This window comes from Micromonospora sp. WMMD964, assembly GCF_029581455.1.
GTDB lineage: Bacteria > Actinomycetota > Actinomycetes > Mycobacteriales > Micromonosporaceae > Micromonospora.
The window spans coordinates 6,118,314-6,134,973 of sequence record NZ_CP120860.1; the positions used below are offsets into that span (position 1 = coordinate 6,118,314).

Below are 16,660 nucleotides of genomic sequence, written 5' to 3' on the forward strand. Positions count from 1 at the left end.
CCAGTCCCGCCGTGCCGACATCGGCTGTCGCGCCGACGCCGGGGTCAGTCGACGGCGGGCAGCAGCAGGTCGACCAGCACCGGGAAGTGGTCGCTGGCGCGGCGGGTCTGCGGAGTGTCCACCACGTCGTAGTCGACCACGCTGATCCGCGGGTCGACGAAGAGCGCGTCGATGCGTCGGCGCGGTTCGCGGCAGGAGTAGGTGAGCCGGTCCGCCCGGTCGGCCGCCACCGCGGCGTCGGTCAATCCGCTCGACACGGTCGCCCAGGCCGGGCCGTCCGGGCCCTCGTTGAGGTCCGCCCCGGCCAGGACCGGGCTGGTCGCCGCGTCGAGGCCCCGCTTGAACTCGGCGGCCTGCGCCGGCCGTTCGGCCGGGTCGGTGGACAGGTGCGAGCCGGCGAGGGTGAACCGGGCGCCGGCCACCCGGCAGTCGGCGTACGCGGCGCCGCGCAGGTGCCGGCCGGGGGTGAGCGGGAAGCGTTGGCACCGGGTGGCCTGCACCTGGACCCGCAGGCTGGTCAACAGCAGGTTGCCCAGCGCCGGCAGCCCACCGGCGGCGACCACCAGGCCGAACGACTCGGCCAACATGGCGGACTTCTGCCGCCACCGGAACCGGCGTGGCCCCTCCTGCACGATCACCACGTCCGGCTTCGCGGCCCGGACCACCGCCGCCAGCGCGGCGGTGTCGTCTCGCTGGCTGTGGATGTTGTACGACACCACCCGCAGCGGCACGCCCATCGGTGGACCGCCTCAGATCCGGCGGGCCAGGTCGGCGGCGCCGATCACGCCTGCGCTGTTGCCCAGCTCCGCCGGGAGCACCTCGGCCACCGGCAGGCGACCACGCTGGGCGAGCGCGTCGACGTACGAGCGGCGCGTCGGGCCGAGCAGCAGGTCACCGGCGTCGATCACACCGCCGCCGACCACCAGGGTCTGCGGGTCGAGGATCTGCGCCATGTCGGCGAGGCTGGTGCCCAACCACCGACCGATCTGCGCGAACGCCTCGGCGGAGATCGGGTCGCCGTCCTGGGCGGCGGCGGTCACCATCGGACCGGTGATCGCCTCGGCCTCACCGCCGGCCAACTCCAGCAGCGCGGTGGCCCGGTTGGGCTCCTGGCGGGCGCCGGCGCGGGCGAAGCGCACCAGGGCACTGCCGCTGGCGTACTGCTCGATGCAGCCCAGCCGGCCGCAGCCGCACTGGTGCCCGTCCGGAACCGCCAGCATGTGGCCCAGTTCGGCGGCGATGCCGTGCGCCCCGCGCATCAGCTCGCCGCCGAGGACGACGCCGCCGCCCACGCCGGTGCCGATGGTGAACATGATCATGGAGTCGTCGGCGGCGCGGGCCGCGCCGTACCGGAACTCGGCCCAGGCGGCCACGTTCCCGTCGTTCTCCACGATCACCGGAAGCCCGGTGGCCTTGCCGACGTACTCGCGCAGCGGTTCGTCGCGCCAGGCCAGGTTGGGGGCGAAGAGCACCGTCGACCGACTGGCGTCGATCCAGCCGGCCGCGCCGATCCCGACGGCCTCGATCGTCCGGCCCGCGGCCAGCTCCGCGACCAGGTCGATGATGACGTCGCGGGTCTTGCCGACGTCATCGGCGGGAGTGTCCCGTCGGGTCTGTACGAGGACCGTGCCGGTCTCGTCCACGACACCGCCGGCCACCTTCGTGCCACCGACGTCGACTCCGATGGTCAGCGTCACCGCTGCCGCCCCCCTCTGCTGCTGTCCGGCCCGCGCCCGGCGGCGTGCCGGTCCGGGTCGGGATGTCCCGCGCTTCAGGCGCCGTCGCCCGATGCTTCCGCGTCGGAGTCGTCGGGCACCCGCGAGGCGGGCACCACGGGACGGGTGGTCGGTGCCGGTACGGTCGCCGACCCGGCCTCGTCGACGGGTGGTGCGGCGGCCGGGGCGAGTGGATTCGCCGTCCGGGTGGCGACCGACCAGACATCCCGTTCCGGCGCCGGCTGAGAATCATGCCCGGTGCGGGTGGCATCGCGCCACACGTGCTCGTCGTCGGCCGCGGCCGACGGCTCGCCGACGGTCGGCTCCGGCAGCACGTCGTCGGTGCTCGCGGTGGGTGCCGGCGACGTCCGGGTAGGTGGTTCGGTCGTCGACTCGGCGGGGTTCGCCGAGGGCGACTCCGGCGGGGAGAACGCGCGGAGCAGGCTGGCGACGCCCGCCGCGAGGTCCCCGGCGCCGGTCGCGAGACGTTCGGCGAATTCCGGACTCGGGTCACGCAACGCGGCGATGCCCCGACAGACCGGGCAGACGCAGCATTCGGGCGATCCGGTGGCGAAAGCGCCACCGGAGCCGGGACGCCTGTCCGGGCCGCCACTGTGACCGAGGACACCGGCCAGCACCCCGCCCAGGGAGCCGAGCCCGCCGCCCGCCGAGCCCGCGGAGGCCAGTCGCGCCCCCGCGAGCAGGGTGGCGACCAGCCGCTCCGCCTCTTCCCGGGCCGAACCCGGATCCGTTCCGCCCACCCTCGGCTCCTCTACCGTGCCACCGGACACGTCACTGCGCCGCACCTGTTGCTTCTACCCGGCGCTTGAGCTGCTTCAACGCGGTGTCCATGATCATCTTCTCGGCTTTGCGCCGAAACATCCCGAGCATCCCCACCGACAGGTCGACCTCCAGGGTGTAGGTCACCGTGGTGCTGCCGTCCGGGTTGCCCACCAGGTCGTACGAACCGCGCTGGCTCTTCTGCATCTTCGAGGGGGCGACCAGGTGCCACTCGATCCGGGACAGGTCCTCGGCGTACTCGTAGGCGAGCACGTACTCGTCGGCCATCACCCCGGCGTCGATGGTGAAGCGCACCTGGCTGGCGTAGCCGTCCTCGTACTCCTCGACGACCTCGGCGCGGCGCACCGCGTCGGTCCACTCGGGGTAGCGCGCGAAGTCGCAGATGACCGCCGTCACCCGGTCCGGTGCGGCGCCGATGATGATCGACTGGGTGGAGGAGTCCGCCATGGGGGGAGGCTACCCGGAGCGCACCGCCGGCACGCCGCGCCGCCCCCGGCGGTGTCCGGCACCGGCCGTTGACCGGGTGCCCTAGCTCACCGGGTAGGTTTCGACACAACCGACGCCCGCCGTGGCGTCCGGCCCGGCCAGTGCGAGCACGAAGGAGTGCAGGTGCGCGAGTTCTCCGTCCCGCCGATCGTCACCGTTGGCGACGCGGCCAACCTCACCGATCCGGTCTGGGACAACGCCGAGGTCGCGCCCGACGCCGTCCAGTTCGCCCGCCCCGTCCCGCACGCCGACGGCACCGTCACCACCTGGACCGACGTGACCTGCCTCCAGTTCCGCGACGAGGTGGCCGCCGTGGCCCGCGGGCTGGTCGCCGCCGGCATCGAGCCGGGCGTCCGGGTCGGCCTGATGAGCCGCACCCGCTACGAGTGGACGCTGCTGGACTACGCCATCTGGGCCGTCGGCGCGGTCACCGTGCCGATCTACGAGACGTCCAGCGCCGAACAGGCCGCGTGGATCCTCGAAGACTCCAACGCGGTGGGCGTCGTGGTGGAGACGGAGGCGCACGCCGACCTGGTCGCCGGCGTCCGGCACCGGCTGCCCGAGCTGAACCACGTCTGGCAGATCGACGGCGGCGCGGTCGGCGAGCTGGTCACGACCGGCGCCGAGGTCGAGCCGGCCGAGGTCGAGCGGCGACGCAAGGCCGTCCGCGCCGACGACCTCGCCACGATCATCTACACCAGCGGCACCACCGGCCGGCCCAAGGGCTGCGTGCTCACCCACCGCAACATGTACGCCGACGTCGCCAACGCGGTGCCGGTGCTGCCGAACCTGTTCAACGCCGGCGCGTCCACCCTGCTGTTCCTCCCCCTGGCGCACGCCTTCGCCCGGCTCATCCAGATCGGCGTCGTCCAGGCGCGGGCCACCATGGCGCACTGCGCCGACACCAAGAACCTGGTCGCCGAGTTGCAGGCGTTCCGGCCGACCTTCGTGCTCTCCGTACCCCGGGTGTTCGAGAAGGTCTACAACGGGGCCAAGCAGAAGGCCGAGGCGGACGGCAAGGGCGGCATCTTCGCCCGCGCGGAGCAGGTCGCCATCGCGTACAGCGAGGCTCTGGAGACCCGGGGCGGCCCCGGCCTGGCCCTGCGCGCCCAGCACGCGGTCTTCGACCGGCTGGTCTACCGCAAGCTGCGCGCCGCGCTCGGCGGACGGTGCCGGGACGCGATCTCCGGCGGCGCGCCGCTCGGCGCCCGGCTCGGTCACTTCTTCCGGGGCATCGGCGTGACGGTCCTGGAGGGCTACGGCCTCACCGAGACCTCGCCCGCCGCCGCGGCGAACCTGCCCACCGGCACCCGGATCGGCACCGTCGGCCGCCCGCTGCCCGGCGTGACCGTCCGCATCGAGGACGACGGCGAGATCCTGATCTCCGGCGAGTTGGTCTTCCAGGGCTACTGGCGCAACGAGACGGCGACCGCCGAGACGATCAGCTCCGACGGGTGGTTCCGCACCGGCGACCTGGGCAACCTCGACGCCGACGGTTACCTGAGCATCACCGGCCGCAAGAAGGAGCTGATCGTCACCGCCGGTGGCAAGAACGTCGCCCCGGCGGTGCTGGAGGACCTGGTCCGGGCGCACCCGTTGATCAGTCAGTGTGTCGTCGTCGGTGACGCCAAGCCGTTCATCGCGGCGCTGGTCACGGTCGACGAGGAGGCGCTGCCGGCCTGGCTGGAGGGCGCCGGCATGCCCGCCGACACCCCGGTCGGGCAACTGCGCGAGCACGAGGGCCTGCGCAGGGAGATCCAGGCCGCGATCGACACCGCGAACCAGGCCGTCTCCAAGGCCGAGGCGATCAAGGTGTTCCGGGTCCTCCCCCACGACTTCACCGAGGCGACCGGCGAGTTGACCCCGTCGCTCAAGGTCAAGCGCCAGGTTGTCCACAAGACGTACGCGGCGGAGATCGCCGATATCTACCGGGGCTGACTACCATCCGTCACGTGCCCGCATCCACAGCCACCGCACCGCACCCGCATCCCCTCGCCGCGGCCGCCCGCCTGGTGATGCTGGCGTTGATCGCCGTCCTGACCCTGTTCGCCACCCGTGACGTCACCCAGCTGTGGTGGGTCGCGTTGCTGGCGGTGGCCGGGCTGCCGTCCCTGCTGGCCCCCCAGCACCGGCTGGTCGCGCCGCTGAGCAGGGTGGCGGAGGTGGTGGTCCTCGGCCTGGCCGCGAGCCACGTGGCGGCGGTCGCGTCGATCGGCGGCACCGTCGACGGGCTCGGCGCCTCGGCGATGCTGCCGTACCTGGCGGTCCCGGTGACCGTCACCGCGCTGCGTCGCCGCTTCCGGGAGGGCTCCGCCCTGCTCGCTGTCACGGCCGCCGCGTTGCTGGTCAGCGGTGCCCTGACCACTGTCGGCGGCGAGATCCAGCTCAGCCAGCCGGGTTACCTCGCGGTCTGCGCGCAGTGGCTCATCCTGGCGGCTCTCGGGCTCTACGCGGCCGGCACCCTGCACCGCGTCATGGCCGTGCGCGGCGAGGGCAAACCCCAGCCGTACGCCGAGGCCACCCGCCTGCTGACCCAACTGCGGACGGTGGCCCGGCAGCTGCCCGGGGCCACCCTCGACCCGGGTGGCATCTCCGAGCACCTCCTGGAGGAGTTGCGCACGGTGGCGCAGGCCGACCGGGGGGCGGTGCTCTCGGCCAGCGGCGGCGGTCGGCTCGTGGTGCTCGCCCAGGCCGGCGTCGACCGGGTGGACTGGGAGACGACGCTGGACGCGGACTCGGCGATCGCCGACGCGTGGGCCAGCCAGCAGGCCACGACGGCCGCGCGGTCCCAGTCGCGCTCGCACCGCGGCGGTGACGTGTCCGCGCTGATCGTCCCGCTGGTCGCCGGGGTACGCACGGTGGGACTGGTGGTGCTGGAGGCGGACGCCGCGCAGGCGTACCCGCCGCCGGTGGTGTCCCGGGTGACGGCGCTGACCCGCCCGGCCGCGCTGCGGCTGGAGGCGGCGCTGCTGTTCGACGAGGTCCGTTCGCTGGCCACCAACGAGGAACGGCAGCGGCTGGCCCGGGAGATCCACGACGGGGTGGCGCAGGAGTTGGTGATGGTCGGCTACGGCATCGACAACGCCATGGCCACCGTCTTCGACGACGCGGACGAGACCGCCGAGGCCCTGCGTACGCTGCGCGCCGAGGTGACCCGGGTGATCCAGGAACTGCGGCTGAGCCTCTTCGAGCTACGCAGCGAGGTGGACCGGCAGGGCGGGCTGGCCGCGGCGATCGCCGAGTACGCACGCACCGTGGGCGCCTCCGGCGGACTGCGCGTACACCTGTCGTTGGACGAGTCCACCGCCCGGCTGCCGGCGGCCACCGAGGCCGAGTTGCTGCGCATCGCCCAGGAGGCGGTGACCAACGCTCGCAAGCACGCCGGAGCCTCGAATTTGTGGGTCACCTGTGAGGTCGACCCCCCGTACGCGCAAATAGAAGTGTCGGATGACGGTCAGGGGATGGCTGACCAGCGCCCCGACGGACGGTACGGTCTTGCGATCATGGCCGAGAGGGCGGAACGTATCCGGGGCCGGTTGGAGATCAGGCCGCGGCAACCCAGCGGCACGACCGTGGCGGTGGTTCTCGGTTCCTCGTCCCGGCGCGACAACGTGCGCGACAGCGCAGCACCAGAAGGGGAGTAACCCGAGGATGACCACAAGTCCGACACCGGCCACCCGCACCAAGGTCCTCCTTGTCGACGATCATGACCTGATTCGCAAGGGTCTGCGGCACGCCTTCGAGCGCGACCGTCAGTTCGAGGTCGTCGGTGAGGCGGCCACGGCGGCGGAGGGGGTCCGCCAGGCCGGCGCCCTGCAGCCGGACGTGGTGATCATGGATCTGCGGCTGCCCGACGGCAGCGGCCTGGAGGCCACCCGCGCGCTGCGCAAGTCCAGCGCGTCGATGGGCATCGTGGTGCTGACCATGTACGCCGGCGACGACCAGCTCTTCGGCGCCCTGGAGGCCGGCGCGAGCGCCTTCGTGCCGAAGACCGCCCCGGCCGACGAGGTGGTGGCCGCCGCGCGGCACGCCGCCTCCTCCCCCAGCGCGTTCACGGCCGCCGACCTGGCCGAGGCGATGAAGCGCCGGCTCGCCCCGTCCGGCCCGCAGTTGTCGCCCCGGGAGGGGCAGGTGCTGCGGCTGCTCGCCGACGGGATGAGCGTGGCGGGCATCGCGAAGCAGTTGTTCGTCAGCGAGTCCACGGCCAAGACGCACATCTCGAAGCTCTACGAGAAGCTCGGGGCGGCCAACCGGGCTCAGGCGTTGATGACCGCGCTCCGGCTCGGCCTGCTCGAGGCACCGGACGCGCCCAAGTTCTGACCTGCCCCCGCTCGTCGAGCGGGACGGGATGTCTCGACGGTCCGCGCCGGCTTCGGCCCGGCGCGGACCGTCGCGCATCGACCGACGTCGGCGGGGAACCTCCGCCGCGCTATGGTCTGGCGTGCGTGGCGGGTGCACAATACCCGCGCGGGCGACGTCGCCCGCGTCGAGGATTTCGAGGGGTTGACGCATGCAGCGGCCGGACTGGGCACCCGACACCATCGACATCGAGCGCCCGAGCGTGGCCCGGATGTACGACTACTACCTCGGTGGTTCGCACAACTTCGCCGCCGACCGGGCCGCGGCGCAGGCGATGGTCGCGGCGGTGCCCGAGGCGCCGCTGATGGCCCAGGCCAACCGGGCGTTCCTGCGCCGGGCCGTGCACCACCTCGCCGAGGCGGGGATCCGGCAGTTCCTGGACATCGGCTCGGGCATCCCGACCGTCGGCAACGTGCACGAGATCGCCCAGCGGCTCGACCCGCAGTCGCGGGTGGTCTACGTGGACGTCGACCCGGTGGCGGTGGCGCACAGCCGCGAGATCCTCGCCGGCAACGAACGGGCGGTGGTGGTGCAGGAGGACCTGCGACGCCCGGAGGCGATCCTGACCCACCCGGACGTCCGTAAGCTGCTCGACCTGAGCGAGCCGGTCGCCGTGATGGTCGTCGCCGTCCTGCACTTCGTCTCCGACGACGACCGGCCGGCGGAGCTGCTGCGGACGCTGCGCGACGCACTGGCCCCCGGCAGCTACCTCGTGCTCTCGCAGGCCAGCGACGACGGCCGCAGCGAGGACGAACGGGCCGAGGCGGAGCGGGTCTACCAGCGCACCGACAACCCTCTGTGGGTGCGCAGCCGCGCCGAGCTGACCGCGCTCTTCGACGGGTTCGAGTTGCTCGACCCGGGCGTGGTCTGGGTGCCCGAGTGGCGACCGGACACTCCGGAGAGCGCCGAGGACGCCGAACGCGCGGTCTTCATGGGCGGTGTCGGGCGGCTCGGTGGCTGAGCCGCCCGGGGTGACCTCCCACCCGGGCACGTTCGCCCGCGCCTGGGCCAAGGCGGTCTCCGGGACCAGCTACCTGCCGATGACGCAGGCCCAGCTGGAAACGCTTCTGGACCGGCTCACCGGCGAACTGGCCGGCGCGTTGCTGACCGAGCCGTTCGACGTGCGTGCCGGGCACCGGGTCGGCGCCGAGCTGGTCGCCGCGCACATCGCCTCCGCGGAGGGGCTCGGGCGTACCGTCGAGGTCATCCAGCTCCGCCTGGTGCGCGACCTCGGTCTGGTCGCCGAGGACGTCGAGGACCGGATGGCCCGGCTGCTCGCGGCCGTGGCGACCGGCTACGCCCGCGCGCTGCGCGACCGGACGCTCGACGAGCAGGAGTCGATCCGCCGGGCGGCGATGAGGGCCCGTACGCAGGCCGAACGGGCGTTGCGGGCCAGCGAGGCCCGGTTCCGCCACCAGGCCACCCACGACCCGCTCACCGCCCTGCCCAACCGGACGCTGTTCACCGAGCGGCTCGCCGCCGCCCTGAACGAGCCGGGCCGGGGAGCGCAGCGGGTCGGGGTGTGCTTCCTGGATCTGGACCGCTTCAAGGTCGTGAACGACACCCTGGGGCACCAGGTGGGCGACCAACTGCTGGTCACCGTCGCCGAACGACTGTCCAAGGCCATGGGTCAGCACCTGGTGGCCCGGCTCGGCGGCGACGAGTTCGTCATCCTGGTGGAGCACAGCGGCGGCACCGACTCCATGGTGACGGTGGCCGAGACCGCGCTGGCCGCGGTGGGCACACCGGCCCTGGTGGACGGGCACGAGCTGCAGATCTCGGCGAGCATCGGCATCGTCGAGCGTCAGGTGGCCGGGGCCAATCCCAGTGACCTGATGCGCGCCGCCGACAGCACCCTGCACTGGGCGAAGGCCGCCGGTGGGGCCCGCTGGGCCCTCTACGACGCCGAGCGCAACCAACGTGAACTGGCCCGCTACGCGTTGTCCGCCGCCATTCCGGCGGCCCTGGAGCGGGGCGAGTTCTACCTCGACTACCAGCCACTGACCTCACTGCGCGACGGCAGCCTGGTCGGGGTCGAGGCGCTGGTCCGCTGGCGGCACCCGGAGCTCGGGGTGCTGCGACCGGACAGCTTCATCGGGTTGGCCGAGGAGACCGGCCTGATCGTGCAGCTCGGCGGGTGGGTGCTGGCCGAGGCGTGCCGCGAGGCGGAGGCCTGGTCCGCCGGTGGCGCGGCAGCCCCGTTCGTCAGCGTCAACCTGGCGGTACGCCAGGTGCACCGGCCAGGGCTGGTGCAGGAGGTCCGCGCGTTGCTGCGCCAGACCGGCCTGCCTCCGGAGCGGCTGCAACTGGAGATCACCGAGAGCACGATGATGAGCACCGCCGAGGAGCCGGTACGCGCCCTGCGGGTCCTCGCCGACCTCGGGGTGCGCATCGCCATCGACGACTTCGGCACCGGTTACAGCAACCTGGCGTACCTGCGGGACCTACCGGTGACCGAGCTGAAGGTGGCCGGGGAGTTCGTGGCCGGCCTGCGGTCGCCGTCGGTGGGCCGTACCGACGAACGGATCCTCGCCTCGCTCGTCTCGCTGGCGCACGCGCTGGACCTGACCGTCACCGCCGAGGGGGTGGAGACCGCCGGGCAGGCCGAACGGCTGCGCGCGATCGGCTGCGACGCCGCCCAGGGCTGGCACTTCGGCCGCCCGGCCCCCGCCGACCGCATCCTGGCCCGCATCCGCTGACCCGTCCGGGCCCGCGCCGGCAGGGCCGCCGTGGGCCACCCCGTGGTCGGCGGCGCGTCTTCCTCGCCAAGATCCGCGCAACATCAGGTTTGTTGGTGTCTCCCGCGCGGCTGAGACAGCACCTTCGCTGATGGTGTGGGGACGTAAGGCACGAGGTACCTGCGGACGCCGCACCGGCACCGACACCATCGCGCCGTAGACAGCGTCTACGGCGTCTGGTAGACAGTGTCTATGGACGTGGACGAGACCGGGTTGCGGGCGCGACTGGTGGCCGCCGGAGTCGACCTGGTGCTGAGCGAGGGTCAGTCGGCGGTGTCGCTGCGGGAGATCGCCCGTCGGGCCGGCGTCTCGCACGGCGCACCCCGCCGCTACTTCCCGACCCATGTCGACCTGCTCTCCGCCATCGCCCGCGAAGGCTTCGCGGACCTCACCGCCCGCGTGGAGAAGACGATGCGCGACGTCGACCCGGACCCGCGTACCCGATTGACCGCGCTGGCCCGGACGTACCTCGACTTCGCCGCGGCCCATCGCGGCATGTTCGAGTTGATGTTCCGCCACGACCTGCTGGACAGCGGCCGGCTTCGGCTGCGGGAGACGAGCCTCCCGTTGTTCGCCGTGCTGGCCGACCTGGTGGCCCAGGTACGCCGACCGACCGACGCGCCCGCGCCGGTGCTCGCCGGCGCGCTCTGGGCCAACCTGCACGGCATCGCCCAACTCTGGGCCTGGGGCAGCCTGCCGTTGGCCACCGGCGCCACCGACGACGACGCCCTGCTGCGCGCCACGCTCGACGCCCACCTCGGCCCGACCCCCACCTGACCCCGACCCCGGAGGACACGTGCCCCTGCTGTACGACCTCACCAAGCTGACCGTCGGCACCGCACTGCGTCTAGGCTGGCGGCCTCACGTGGAAGGGCTGGAGCATCTGCCCCGTCGCGGCGGCGCGATCCTCGCCGGTAACCACCTCTCCGTCGCCGACGAGTTGTTCCTCGTCACCGCGACGCCCCGACATGTGACGTTCTGGGCCAAGGCGGAGTACTTCACCGGCCGCGGTCCGGGCGGCTGGCTCAACCGCCGGATCGTCGCCGGCATGGGCGCCATCCGGGTCGACCGCGCCGACGGTCGGGCCGCCCTGCGCGCCCTCGACGCCGCCGTACCGGTGCTGCGCTCCGGCGGCCTCGTCGCCGTCTACCCGGAGGGCACCCGCTCCCCCGACGGACGGCTCTACCGGGGTCGGGTCGGGATGACCAGGCTGGCCCGCGACGCCGAGGTGCCCATCATCCCGGTCGGCGTCGTCGGCACCGCCGAGGTGCTGCCGGTCGACGCGCGACTGCCCCGCCGCCACCCGGTCACGCTGCGGTTCGGCCCACCCATCCCGGTCGCCGACCGGATCACCGGGCCCCGCGACATCAGGACGATCACCGACGAGGTGATGGCCGCGATCCAGAAGCTGACCGGCCAGGAGTACGTGCCGCGCTACGCCCCCAGGCGAGAGGACCCGGCCGCCTGAGCCGGCCCCGGTCGACGCATCTGATCGTGCCCGGCGGAACACCGGTTAGGACCCGATACACGAGTTTCCCCGGTTCCGGGTGGACGGGTCCATACAGGACTCGGTCGGACGTTAGCATTCGTCCAACGCCAATCAACGGGGGTGAATGTGCGTATCTTGAAGGGCGCCCTGGTGGCCGCGACCGTCCTCACTGTCCTCCTGGCGAGTGCCGGTGTCAGCTCGGCAGCCGCCAACGTCAGCTACAACATCTGGACCTGGAACGTGGCGGGCTGGACGATGCACCGCGGCTCCACGAGCAACGGTCTGATCAACGTGATCTCCAATTCCATCCGGAACCGCTCGACGCATCTCGCCGCGCTCAATGAGCTCTGCTGGGGGCAGTACAAGGCGATCCAGGCGAATCTCCGCGCGTCCGGCTGGGGCGATGACGAGGAGAACTACTCGCGATTCGAGAGCACCAACGACACCGGCTGCGGCGGAGAGGAATCCGGCATCGCCCTCTTCAGCAAGGCACCGATGGGCACGGCCAACCGCATCACCCTGCCGGACGACGGCCGCGTCGAGAAGCGGAAGCTGTTGTGCGCCCCGCTTGAGGCCCGACCACACCTCCGGTTCTGCACGACCCATATCACCACGTCGAGCGAGACCATCGGGGGCAGCCCGATCAATCAGCAGCAACTCGACGCAGTCCGCGCTCACGTGGATGCGTTCAACGCTGCCGGCGACACCGTGATCATCGCCGGTGACTTCAACGCCCAGCCCAGCTACAACCGCCTGGACAAGTGGTATTCGTCATCGGTCAATACGGCGAACAACTCCAACAACAGCGGCAGCCACCGCGAGCTTGACGATCGCGATTCACGCTGCGTGGGCTATGGCGAGAACACCCAGGACGACGGGACCCCGGCCGGTCCGTGCGGGCCCGGCAAGAAGATCGATCTGATCTTCGTACGGGAGGACAAGATAGTGGGCGCCTACGACGGCGACTCGCTGAGCATTTCCACCAGCTGCGGCGGCCCATGTTCCGATCATCGGATCGTCATCGGAACGGTGACCGTGACCGTCGCCGCCTGACCGATCCGATCGCGGGCAGGTTCGAGATGTAGGGGCCAGTCGAGCGCGAGTGGTCCCTACATCCATCCACGGTGGAGGCTCGCGCCCCGGGAGCAGCCGTCAGCCGGCGAGCAGTGCCGCCATCCGTTCCGCCTGCGCCTCCCAGCGCCATTCGCGCTCCACCCACGCCCGGCCGGCGGCACCCAACTGGCGGGCCAGGTCCCGGTCGGCGAGCAGCCGGGAGACCCGGTCGGCGAGCTGGGCGACGTCCCGGCCACGGACGACGTAGCCGGTCTCGCCCTCACGGACCGCGTCCGGCGCGCCCCCGGAGTCACCGGCCACCACCGGCAGGCCGGTCGCGGACGCCTCCAGGTAGACGATGCCCAGCCCTTCGACGTCGAGCCCACGGTTGCGGGTGCGGCACGGCATCGCGTAGACGTCGCCGGCCGCGTAGTGCGCCGGCAACTCGGCCGACGGCACCGAGCCGGTGAACACCACGTCCCGTTCCACACCGGTCTGCCGGGCCAGCTTCTCCAGGGTGGCCCGGTACGGTCCACCGCCGACGATCAGCAGCGCCGCGTCCGGCACCCGACGGCGGATATCCGGCAGCGCCCGGATCAGCATGTCCTGGCCCTTGCGCGGCACCAACCGGGACACACAGACCACCACCGGCCGATCGGTCAACCCGAGCCGAGCCCGGACCGGCTCACCGTCCACCGTCGGGTGGTAGGTGTCCACGTCGACGCCGGGCGCCAACCGGCGCAGCTCGGTCACCCCGTCGAGCACCCGGGCCAGCCGGCTGCGGGTGTACTCACCGAGGTAGGTGGTGACGTCCACACCCCGACCGATGCGCCGCAGCGCCGGCCGGGCAGCCGGCAACGCCGCCCAACCGACCTCGTGGCCGTGGGTCTGCGCCACCACCCGGCGTACGCCCGCCCGCCGGCGCAGACCGGCCGCGAGCAGCCCCAACGGGGCCGCCGCGCCGAACCACACCGTGTCGCAGTCGTACGCGCGAGCCAGCCGCGCCGCCCGTCGGGCGATCAACGGGGTCGGCAGCAGCACCCGGGTGCGTTCCCGGATCACCTCGAACGGCTGGTCGGCGTCGAACTTCGCCGACCCTCGCCAGTTGGACGCGTACACCACCACCGAACCGGCCGGTTGCCGCACCGCGAGGTTGTGCACGAAGGACTGGATCCCGCCCGGACGGGGCGGGAAGTCGTTGGTGATCAGCAGTGTGCGACTCATCGACCGGCCTCCCGGGCGTACGCGCGGGCGGCGGCCATCCGCTCCACTGTGGACGGGTGCGAGGCCGAGTAGAGGTATTCCCAGCGCGGCGGGTCGGGGTCGCCGAGATTGACCGAGCCGAGCCGCCGCTGCATCGACTCGAAGGCATCCGGGTCACCGGTGAGCGCGAGGGCGTGCGCGTCGGCCCGTGCCTCCACCCGCCTCGACATCAACGCCTGCACCGGCGCGGCCACCAACCCGGCCACCGTGACCAGGGCCAACAGCAGGGGAAACGCTCTCGGATGGGCGACCGAGTCGACACCGGCCAGCCGCAGCAGCGGCCCCCACGAGCCGAGCAGGTAGAGCGCCACCACCGCGGCGGCGGCTCCCAGCGCCCCGGTCAGCGTGCCGACCGCCACGTCCGAATCCTTGGCGTGCCCCAACTCGTGCGCCACCACTGCGGTCACCTCGGCCGGTGTCGCCTCGGTCAGCAACGTGTCGTAGACGACCACGCGCCGGGTCGGGCCGAGACCGGAGACGTACGCGTTGACCGCCTTGGTGCGGCGGGAGGCGTCGGCGACCAGCACGTCACGCACCGGCACCCCGTCCCGGGCGGCCATGCTCATCAGCTCGGTGCGCAGCGGCCCCTGCTCCATCGGCGTGAACCGGTTGAACACCGGCTCCACCAGCACCGGCAGCACGAACGACAGCAGGATCACCAGCACTGCCGCGCCGCCCGCGCCGAACGCCCACCACCAGCGCGGCGCGAGCCGGATGACCGCGTAGAAGCCGAACAGCGCCACCGCGCCGATCACCGCGCTGACCGCGTACGACTTGAGCAGGTCGACCGCCCAGCCGCTCCAACCGTTGGTGCTCAGCCCGTAGCGGGTGAGCACGCTCTGCCGCCAGGCGGCGAACGGAAGTGTCACCAGGTCGGCGACGAGCACCACGGCCAGCCCGCCGAGCACGGCCTGCGCGGCCCAGTGCCCACCGAAGGGCCGGCCCGCCAGCTCGATCAGGCGGCTGCCCAGCGGGGTGAGCCCGAGCGCGAGGGCGACCAGCAGCCCGACGGCGAGCGCGGTGTAGCTGCCGGGGCGCAACGCGGACCGGAACTCCCGCCCCCTGGCCACCTGCTCGGCCGGCAGGTCACGCAGCGCCGCGAGCTGGTCGGCCCGGGGCGCCGGCGGTCGGTGCCAGGGGATGAGCAGCGCGGCGATCACGACCAACGCGACGGTCAACCCGGCCAGGGCCAGCAGCGCCCACCCGCGCGGGGTCACCGCGACACCGCCCGGCGGGCCGGGTCGCCGCCACCGAACGCAGCGCCGCCGACAGCCGTGCCGTCGTCGCGTCGTACCCCGCTCATCCCGCCGCTCCTCCCGCCGTGACCGCCCATCCTATGGCCCGCGAAAGGCGCGCACCGGGCGCGGTGTCGCGCTCGGCCACCCGGTGCCCGGCGCGACAAACCATGGCGTGCGGTGCCGCCCTCAGGCCACCCGGCGACCCGGCGCGACCACGATGGCCGTGCGGTGCCGCCCTCAGGCCACCCGGCGACCCGGCGCGACCACGATGGCCGTGCGGTGCCGCCCTCAGGCCACCCGGCGGGTGGCCCGGCGGCCGGTGGCGCCGCGGCGGGCGGGCACCTCCAGCACCTCCACGTCGAAACCGGCCCGGGCGAGCACCTCGATCGCCTCCACCTCGGCGGCGACCAGCCCGGCCGCCGGGGACGTGTCGTCGAACAGGGCGGCCAGCAGGCAGCCGGAACAGTCGTCACCCCGCCTCGCGCACCCGTCGCAGTCGATGAGCATGAACGCCTCCTGGATCGCTCGCGGCGGGCAGTCGACGCCTTGTCGTCGCCACCTGAGCACCGTCGGTCACATCGACGCTAACCACCGGGTACGACAGAACCGTCGCCACCGACCCGTTGCGGGCGAGATCCCCTCCAGATCAGCGATATCGGGGTAACCCGGCCACCCGGACACCGCGACATCGGCGATCTGGTGTGGATCATCCGTCAACGCCGACAGGTCCGCGGGGACGGTGACGAGGGCCCGGCCTGGTCAGCCCTGCGCGTCGAGATCCCGCAGCGCGAAGCGGAGGTGCTGCCACTCCTCGTTGAGAATCACGTGAAGGCAGTGCCGGACGGACACGATGTGCTCGGGCCACCACGCGCTCGGCCGAGACTCGGCGAGCAGGTCCGGCGTGACGGTCGCGAGGAAATCGCGCACCATGGCCTGGCGCTCGGCCCGCACCCGGAGGACCACCTCGAAGGTCGGCTGCTCCGTGGCGAAGACCGACATGTCGAAGCCGTCGGTCTCATACTCGACGTGCGACTGACCGAGCGGGTGGAACGGCTGCGGCAGGCGCAGGATCGCCTTGCCCAACCACGCGTCGGCGGCGAACACGAGATGACGCAGCGTCTGCGCGAACGACCACTCACCGTCGATCGAGACGTCGACCGCGCCCTCGGGCATGGCGAGGACCCGGTCGACCGCCGCCGCCCAGGCTCGTTCGGCCGCCGCCCATCCCGCCCGGAGATCGGCGGGTTCGCCGGCCTGCCTGAGGTCGCGGCCGGGGAACCGCCGGTCGAGCTCGGCCTCGACGAGCGGCACGACGTCGACACCGTTGACCAGGAGCGTGCCCTCGGCCAGCCATGGCGCGTCGATGTGCAGACCGTCCACGTCGACGCCACGCATCACCGCGCCCGCGAGTGTCGAGCGGTTGAACCGTGCTTCCCGCAGATCCTTGTCGACGAAGACCTTCACGTCGTCCGGCACTATCGCGCCTCCCATCCCCGTGGTCGCGGCGATGCTAACGCT

At 72.6% G+C, this 16,660-nt stretch carries 16 protein-coding genes; 8 read left to right on the plus strand and 8 right to left on the minus strand.

Annotated elements, in window-relative coordinates; all coding sequences use genetic code 11:
• Positions 1–44: 44 nt before the first annotated feature.
• From O7616_RS27780 to O7616_RS27795, 4 genes are all read right to left on the minus strand, one after another.
• Positions 45–737 carry an endonuclease/exonuclease/phosphatase family protein gene (locus O7616_RS27780; RefSeq protein ID WP_282304675.1) on the minus strand — a complete coding sequence of 231 codons (693 nt, stop codon included), beginning with the start codon at positions 735–737 and terminating at the stop codon, positions 45–47.
• Between the two features lie 12 nt (positions 738–749).
• Positions 750–1,697, minus strand: a complete 948-nt coding sequence (locus O7616_RS27785) for an ROK family glucokinase (protein ID WP_282257516.1) — start codon at positions 1,695–1,697, stop codon at positions 750–752.
• 74 nt (positions 1,698–1,771) lie between these two features.
• Positions 1,772–2,476 carry a hypothetical protein gene (locus O7616_RS27790; RefSeq protein WP_282304676.1) on the minus strand — a complete coding sequence of 235 codons (705 nt, stop codon included), beginning with the start codon at positions 2,474–2,476 and terminating at the stop codon, positions 1,772–1,774.
• A gap of 31 nt (positions 2,477–2,507) precedes the next feature.
• Positions 2,508–2,963 carry an SRPBCC family protein gene (locus tag O7616_RS27795; RefSeq protein WP_282257513.1) on the minus strand — a complete coding sequence of 152 codons (456 nt, stop codon included), beginning with the start codon at positions 2,961–2,963 and terminating at the stop codon, positions 2,508–2,510.
• Positions 2,964–3,125: 162 nt separating this feature from the next.
• On the opposite strand from O7616_RS27795, the gene O7616_RS27800 reads away from it, so the two are divergent.
• From O7616_RS27800 to O7616_RS27835, 8 genes are all read left to right on the plus strand, one after another.
• A complete protein-coding gene (locus O7616_RS27800) occupies positions 3,126–4,940 on the plus strand; it encodes a long-chain fatty acid--CoA ligase (protein ID WP_282304678.1) in 1,815 nt (604 codons plus the stop codon).
• 14 nt (positions 4,941–4,954) lie between these two features.
• Positions 4,955–6,646: a GAF domain-containing sensor histidine kinase gene (locus tag O7616_RS27805; RefSeq protein ID WP_282257511.1), complete on the plus strand. Its 1,692-nt coding sequence runs from the start codon at positions 4,955–4,957 to the stop codon at positions 6,644–6,646.
• A 7-nt stretch (positions 6,647–6,653) separates the two neighbouring features.
• Entirely contained in the window at positions 6,654–7,322 is a 669-nt protein-coding gene (locus O7616_RS27810; protein ID WP_007072219.1) for a response regulator transcription factor, read from the plus strand.
• A gap of 190 nt (positions 7,323–7,512) precedes the next feature.
• Complete coding sequence (locus O7616_RS27815) at positions 7,513–8,322, plus strand: SAM-dependent methyltransferase (RefSeq protein WP_282257510.1); 810 nt, start codon at positions 7,513–7,515, stop codon at positions 8,320–8,322.
• A gap of 79 nt (positions 8,323–8,401) precedes the next feature.
• On the plus strand, positions 8,402–10,060 hold the full coding sequence (locus tag O7616_RS27820; protein ID WP_282307747.1) for a bifunctional diguanylate cyclase/phosphodiesterase: 1,659 nt from the start codon (positions 8,402–8,404) through the stop codon (positions 10,058–10,060).
• Positions 10,061–10,291: 231 nt separating this feature from the next.
• Positions 10,292–10,876, plus strand: a complete 585-nt coding sequence (locus O7616_RS27825; protein ID WP_282257509.1) for a TetR/AcrR family transcriptional regulator — start codon at positions 10,292–10,294, stop codon at positions 10,874–10,876.
• A gap of 19 nt (positions 10,877–10,895) precedes the next feature.
• Positions 10,896–11,567 carry a lysophospholipid acyltransferase family protein gene (locus O7616_RS27830; protein WP_282304679.1) on the plus strand — a complete coding sequence of 224 codons (672 nt, stop codon included), beginning with the start codon at positions 10,896–10,898 and terminating at the stop codon, positions 11,565–11,567.
• 198 nt (positions 11,568–11,765) lie between these two features.
• Complete coding sequence (locus O7616_RS27835) at positions 11,766–12,641, plus strand: endonuclease/exonuclease/phosphatase family protein (protein ID WP_282307748.1); 876 nt, start codon at positions 11,766–11,768, stop codon at positions 12,639–12,641.
• A 99-nt stretch (positions 12,642–12,740) separates the two neighbouring features.
• Here the strand turns inward: O7616_RS27835 and O7616_RS27840 are convergent, their stop codons facing one another.
• The 4 genes from O7616_RS27840 to O7616_RS27855 form a co-directional block, all read right to left on the minus strand.
• The gene (locus tag O7616_RS27840) at positions 12,741–13,865 is read right to left on the minus strand and encodes a glycosyltransferase family 4 protein (protein WP_282304680.1); all 1,125 of its coding nucleotides are present in this window, start codon (positions 13,863–13,865) and stop codon (positions 12,741–12,743) included.
• Entirely contained in the window at positions 13,862–15,121 is a 1,260-nt protein-coding gene (locus O7616_RS27845) for a M48 family metallopeptidase (RefSeq protein WP_282257505.1), read from the minus strand. Before O7616_RS27845 ends, O7616_RS27840 begins: the two co-directional genes overlap by 4 nt.
• Positions 15,122–15,430: 309 nt before the next feature.
• Complete coding sequence (locus tag O7616_RS27850) at positions 15,431–15,649, minus strand: hypothetical protein (protein ID WP_282304681.1); 219 nt, start codon at positions 15,647–15,649, stop codon at positions 15,431–15,433.
• 252 nt (positions 15,650–15,901) lie between these two features.
• Positions 15,902–16,618 (minus strand): DinB family protein, encoded by a 717-nt coding sequence (locus tag O7616_RS27855; protein WP_282304682.1) that lies wholly within the window; start codon positions 16,616–16,618, stop codon positions 15,902–15,904.
• Positions 16,619–16,660: the final 42 nt, after the last annotated feature.

Coding starts and splice junctions, on each gene's coding strand:
- O7616_RS27780 (WP_282304675.1), bottom strand. CDS start 737: ATGGGCGTGCCGCTGCGGGTGGTGTCGTACAACATCCACAGCCAGCGA.
- O7616_RS27850 (WP_282304681.1), bottom strand. CDS start 15,649: ATGCTCATCGACTGCGACGGGTGCGCGAGGCGGGGTGACGACTGTTCC.
- O7616_RS27825 (WP_282257509.1), top strand. CDS start 10,292: ATGGACGTGGACGAGACCGGGTTGCGGGCGCGACTGGTGGCCGCCGGA.
- O7616_RS27840 (WP_282304680.1), bottom strand. CDS start 13,865: ATGAGTCGCACACTGCTGATCACCAACGACTTCCCGCCCCGTCCGGGC.
- O7616_RS27810 (WP_007072219.1), top strand. CDS start 6,654: ATGACCACAAGTCCGACACCGGCCACCCGCACCAAGGTCCTCCTTGTC.
- O7616_RS27815 (WP_282257510.1), top strand. CDS start 7,513: ATGCAGCGGCCGGACTGGGCACCCGACACCATCGACATCGAGCGCCCG.
- O7616_RS27820 (WP_282307747.1), top strand. CDS start 8,402: ATGACGCAGGCCCAGCTGGAAACGCTTCTGGACCGGCTCACCGGCGAA.
- O7616_RS27795 (WP_282257513.1), bottom strand. CDS start 2,963: ATGGCGGACTCCTCCACCCAGTCGATCATCATCGGCGCCGCACCGGAC.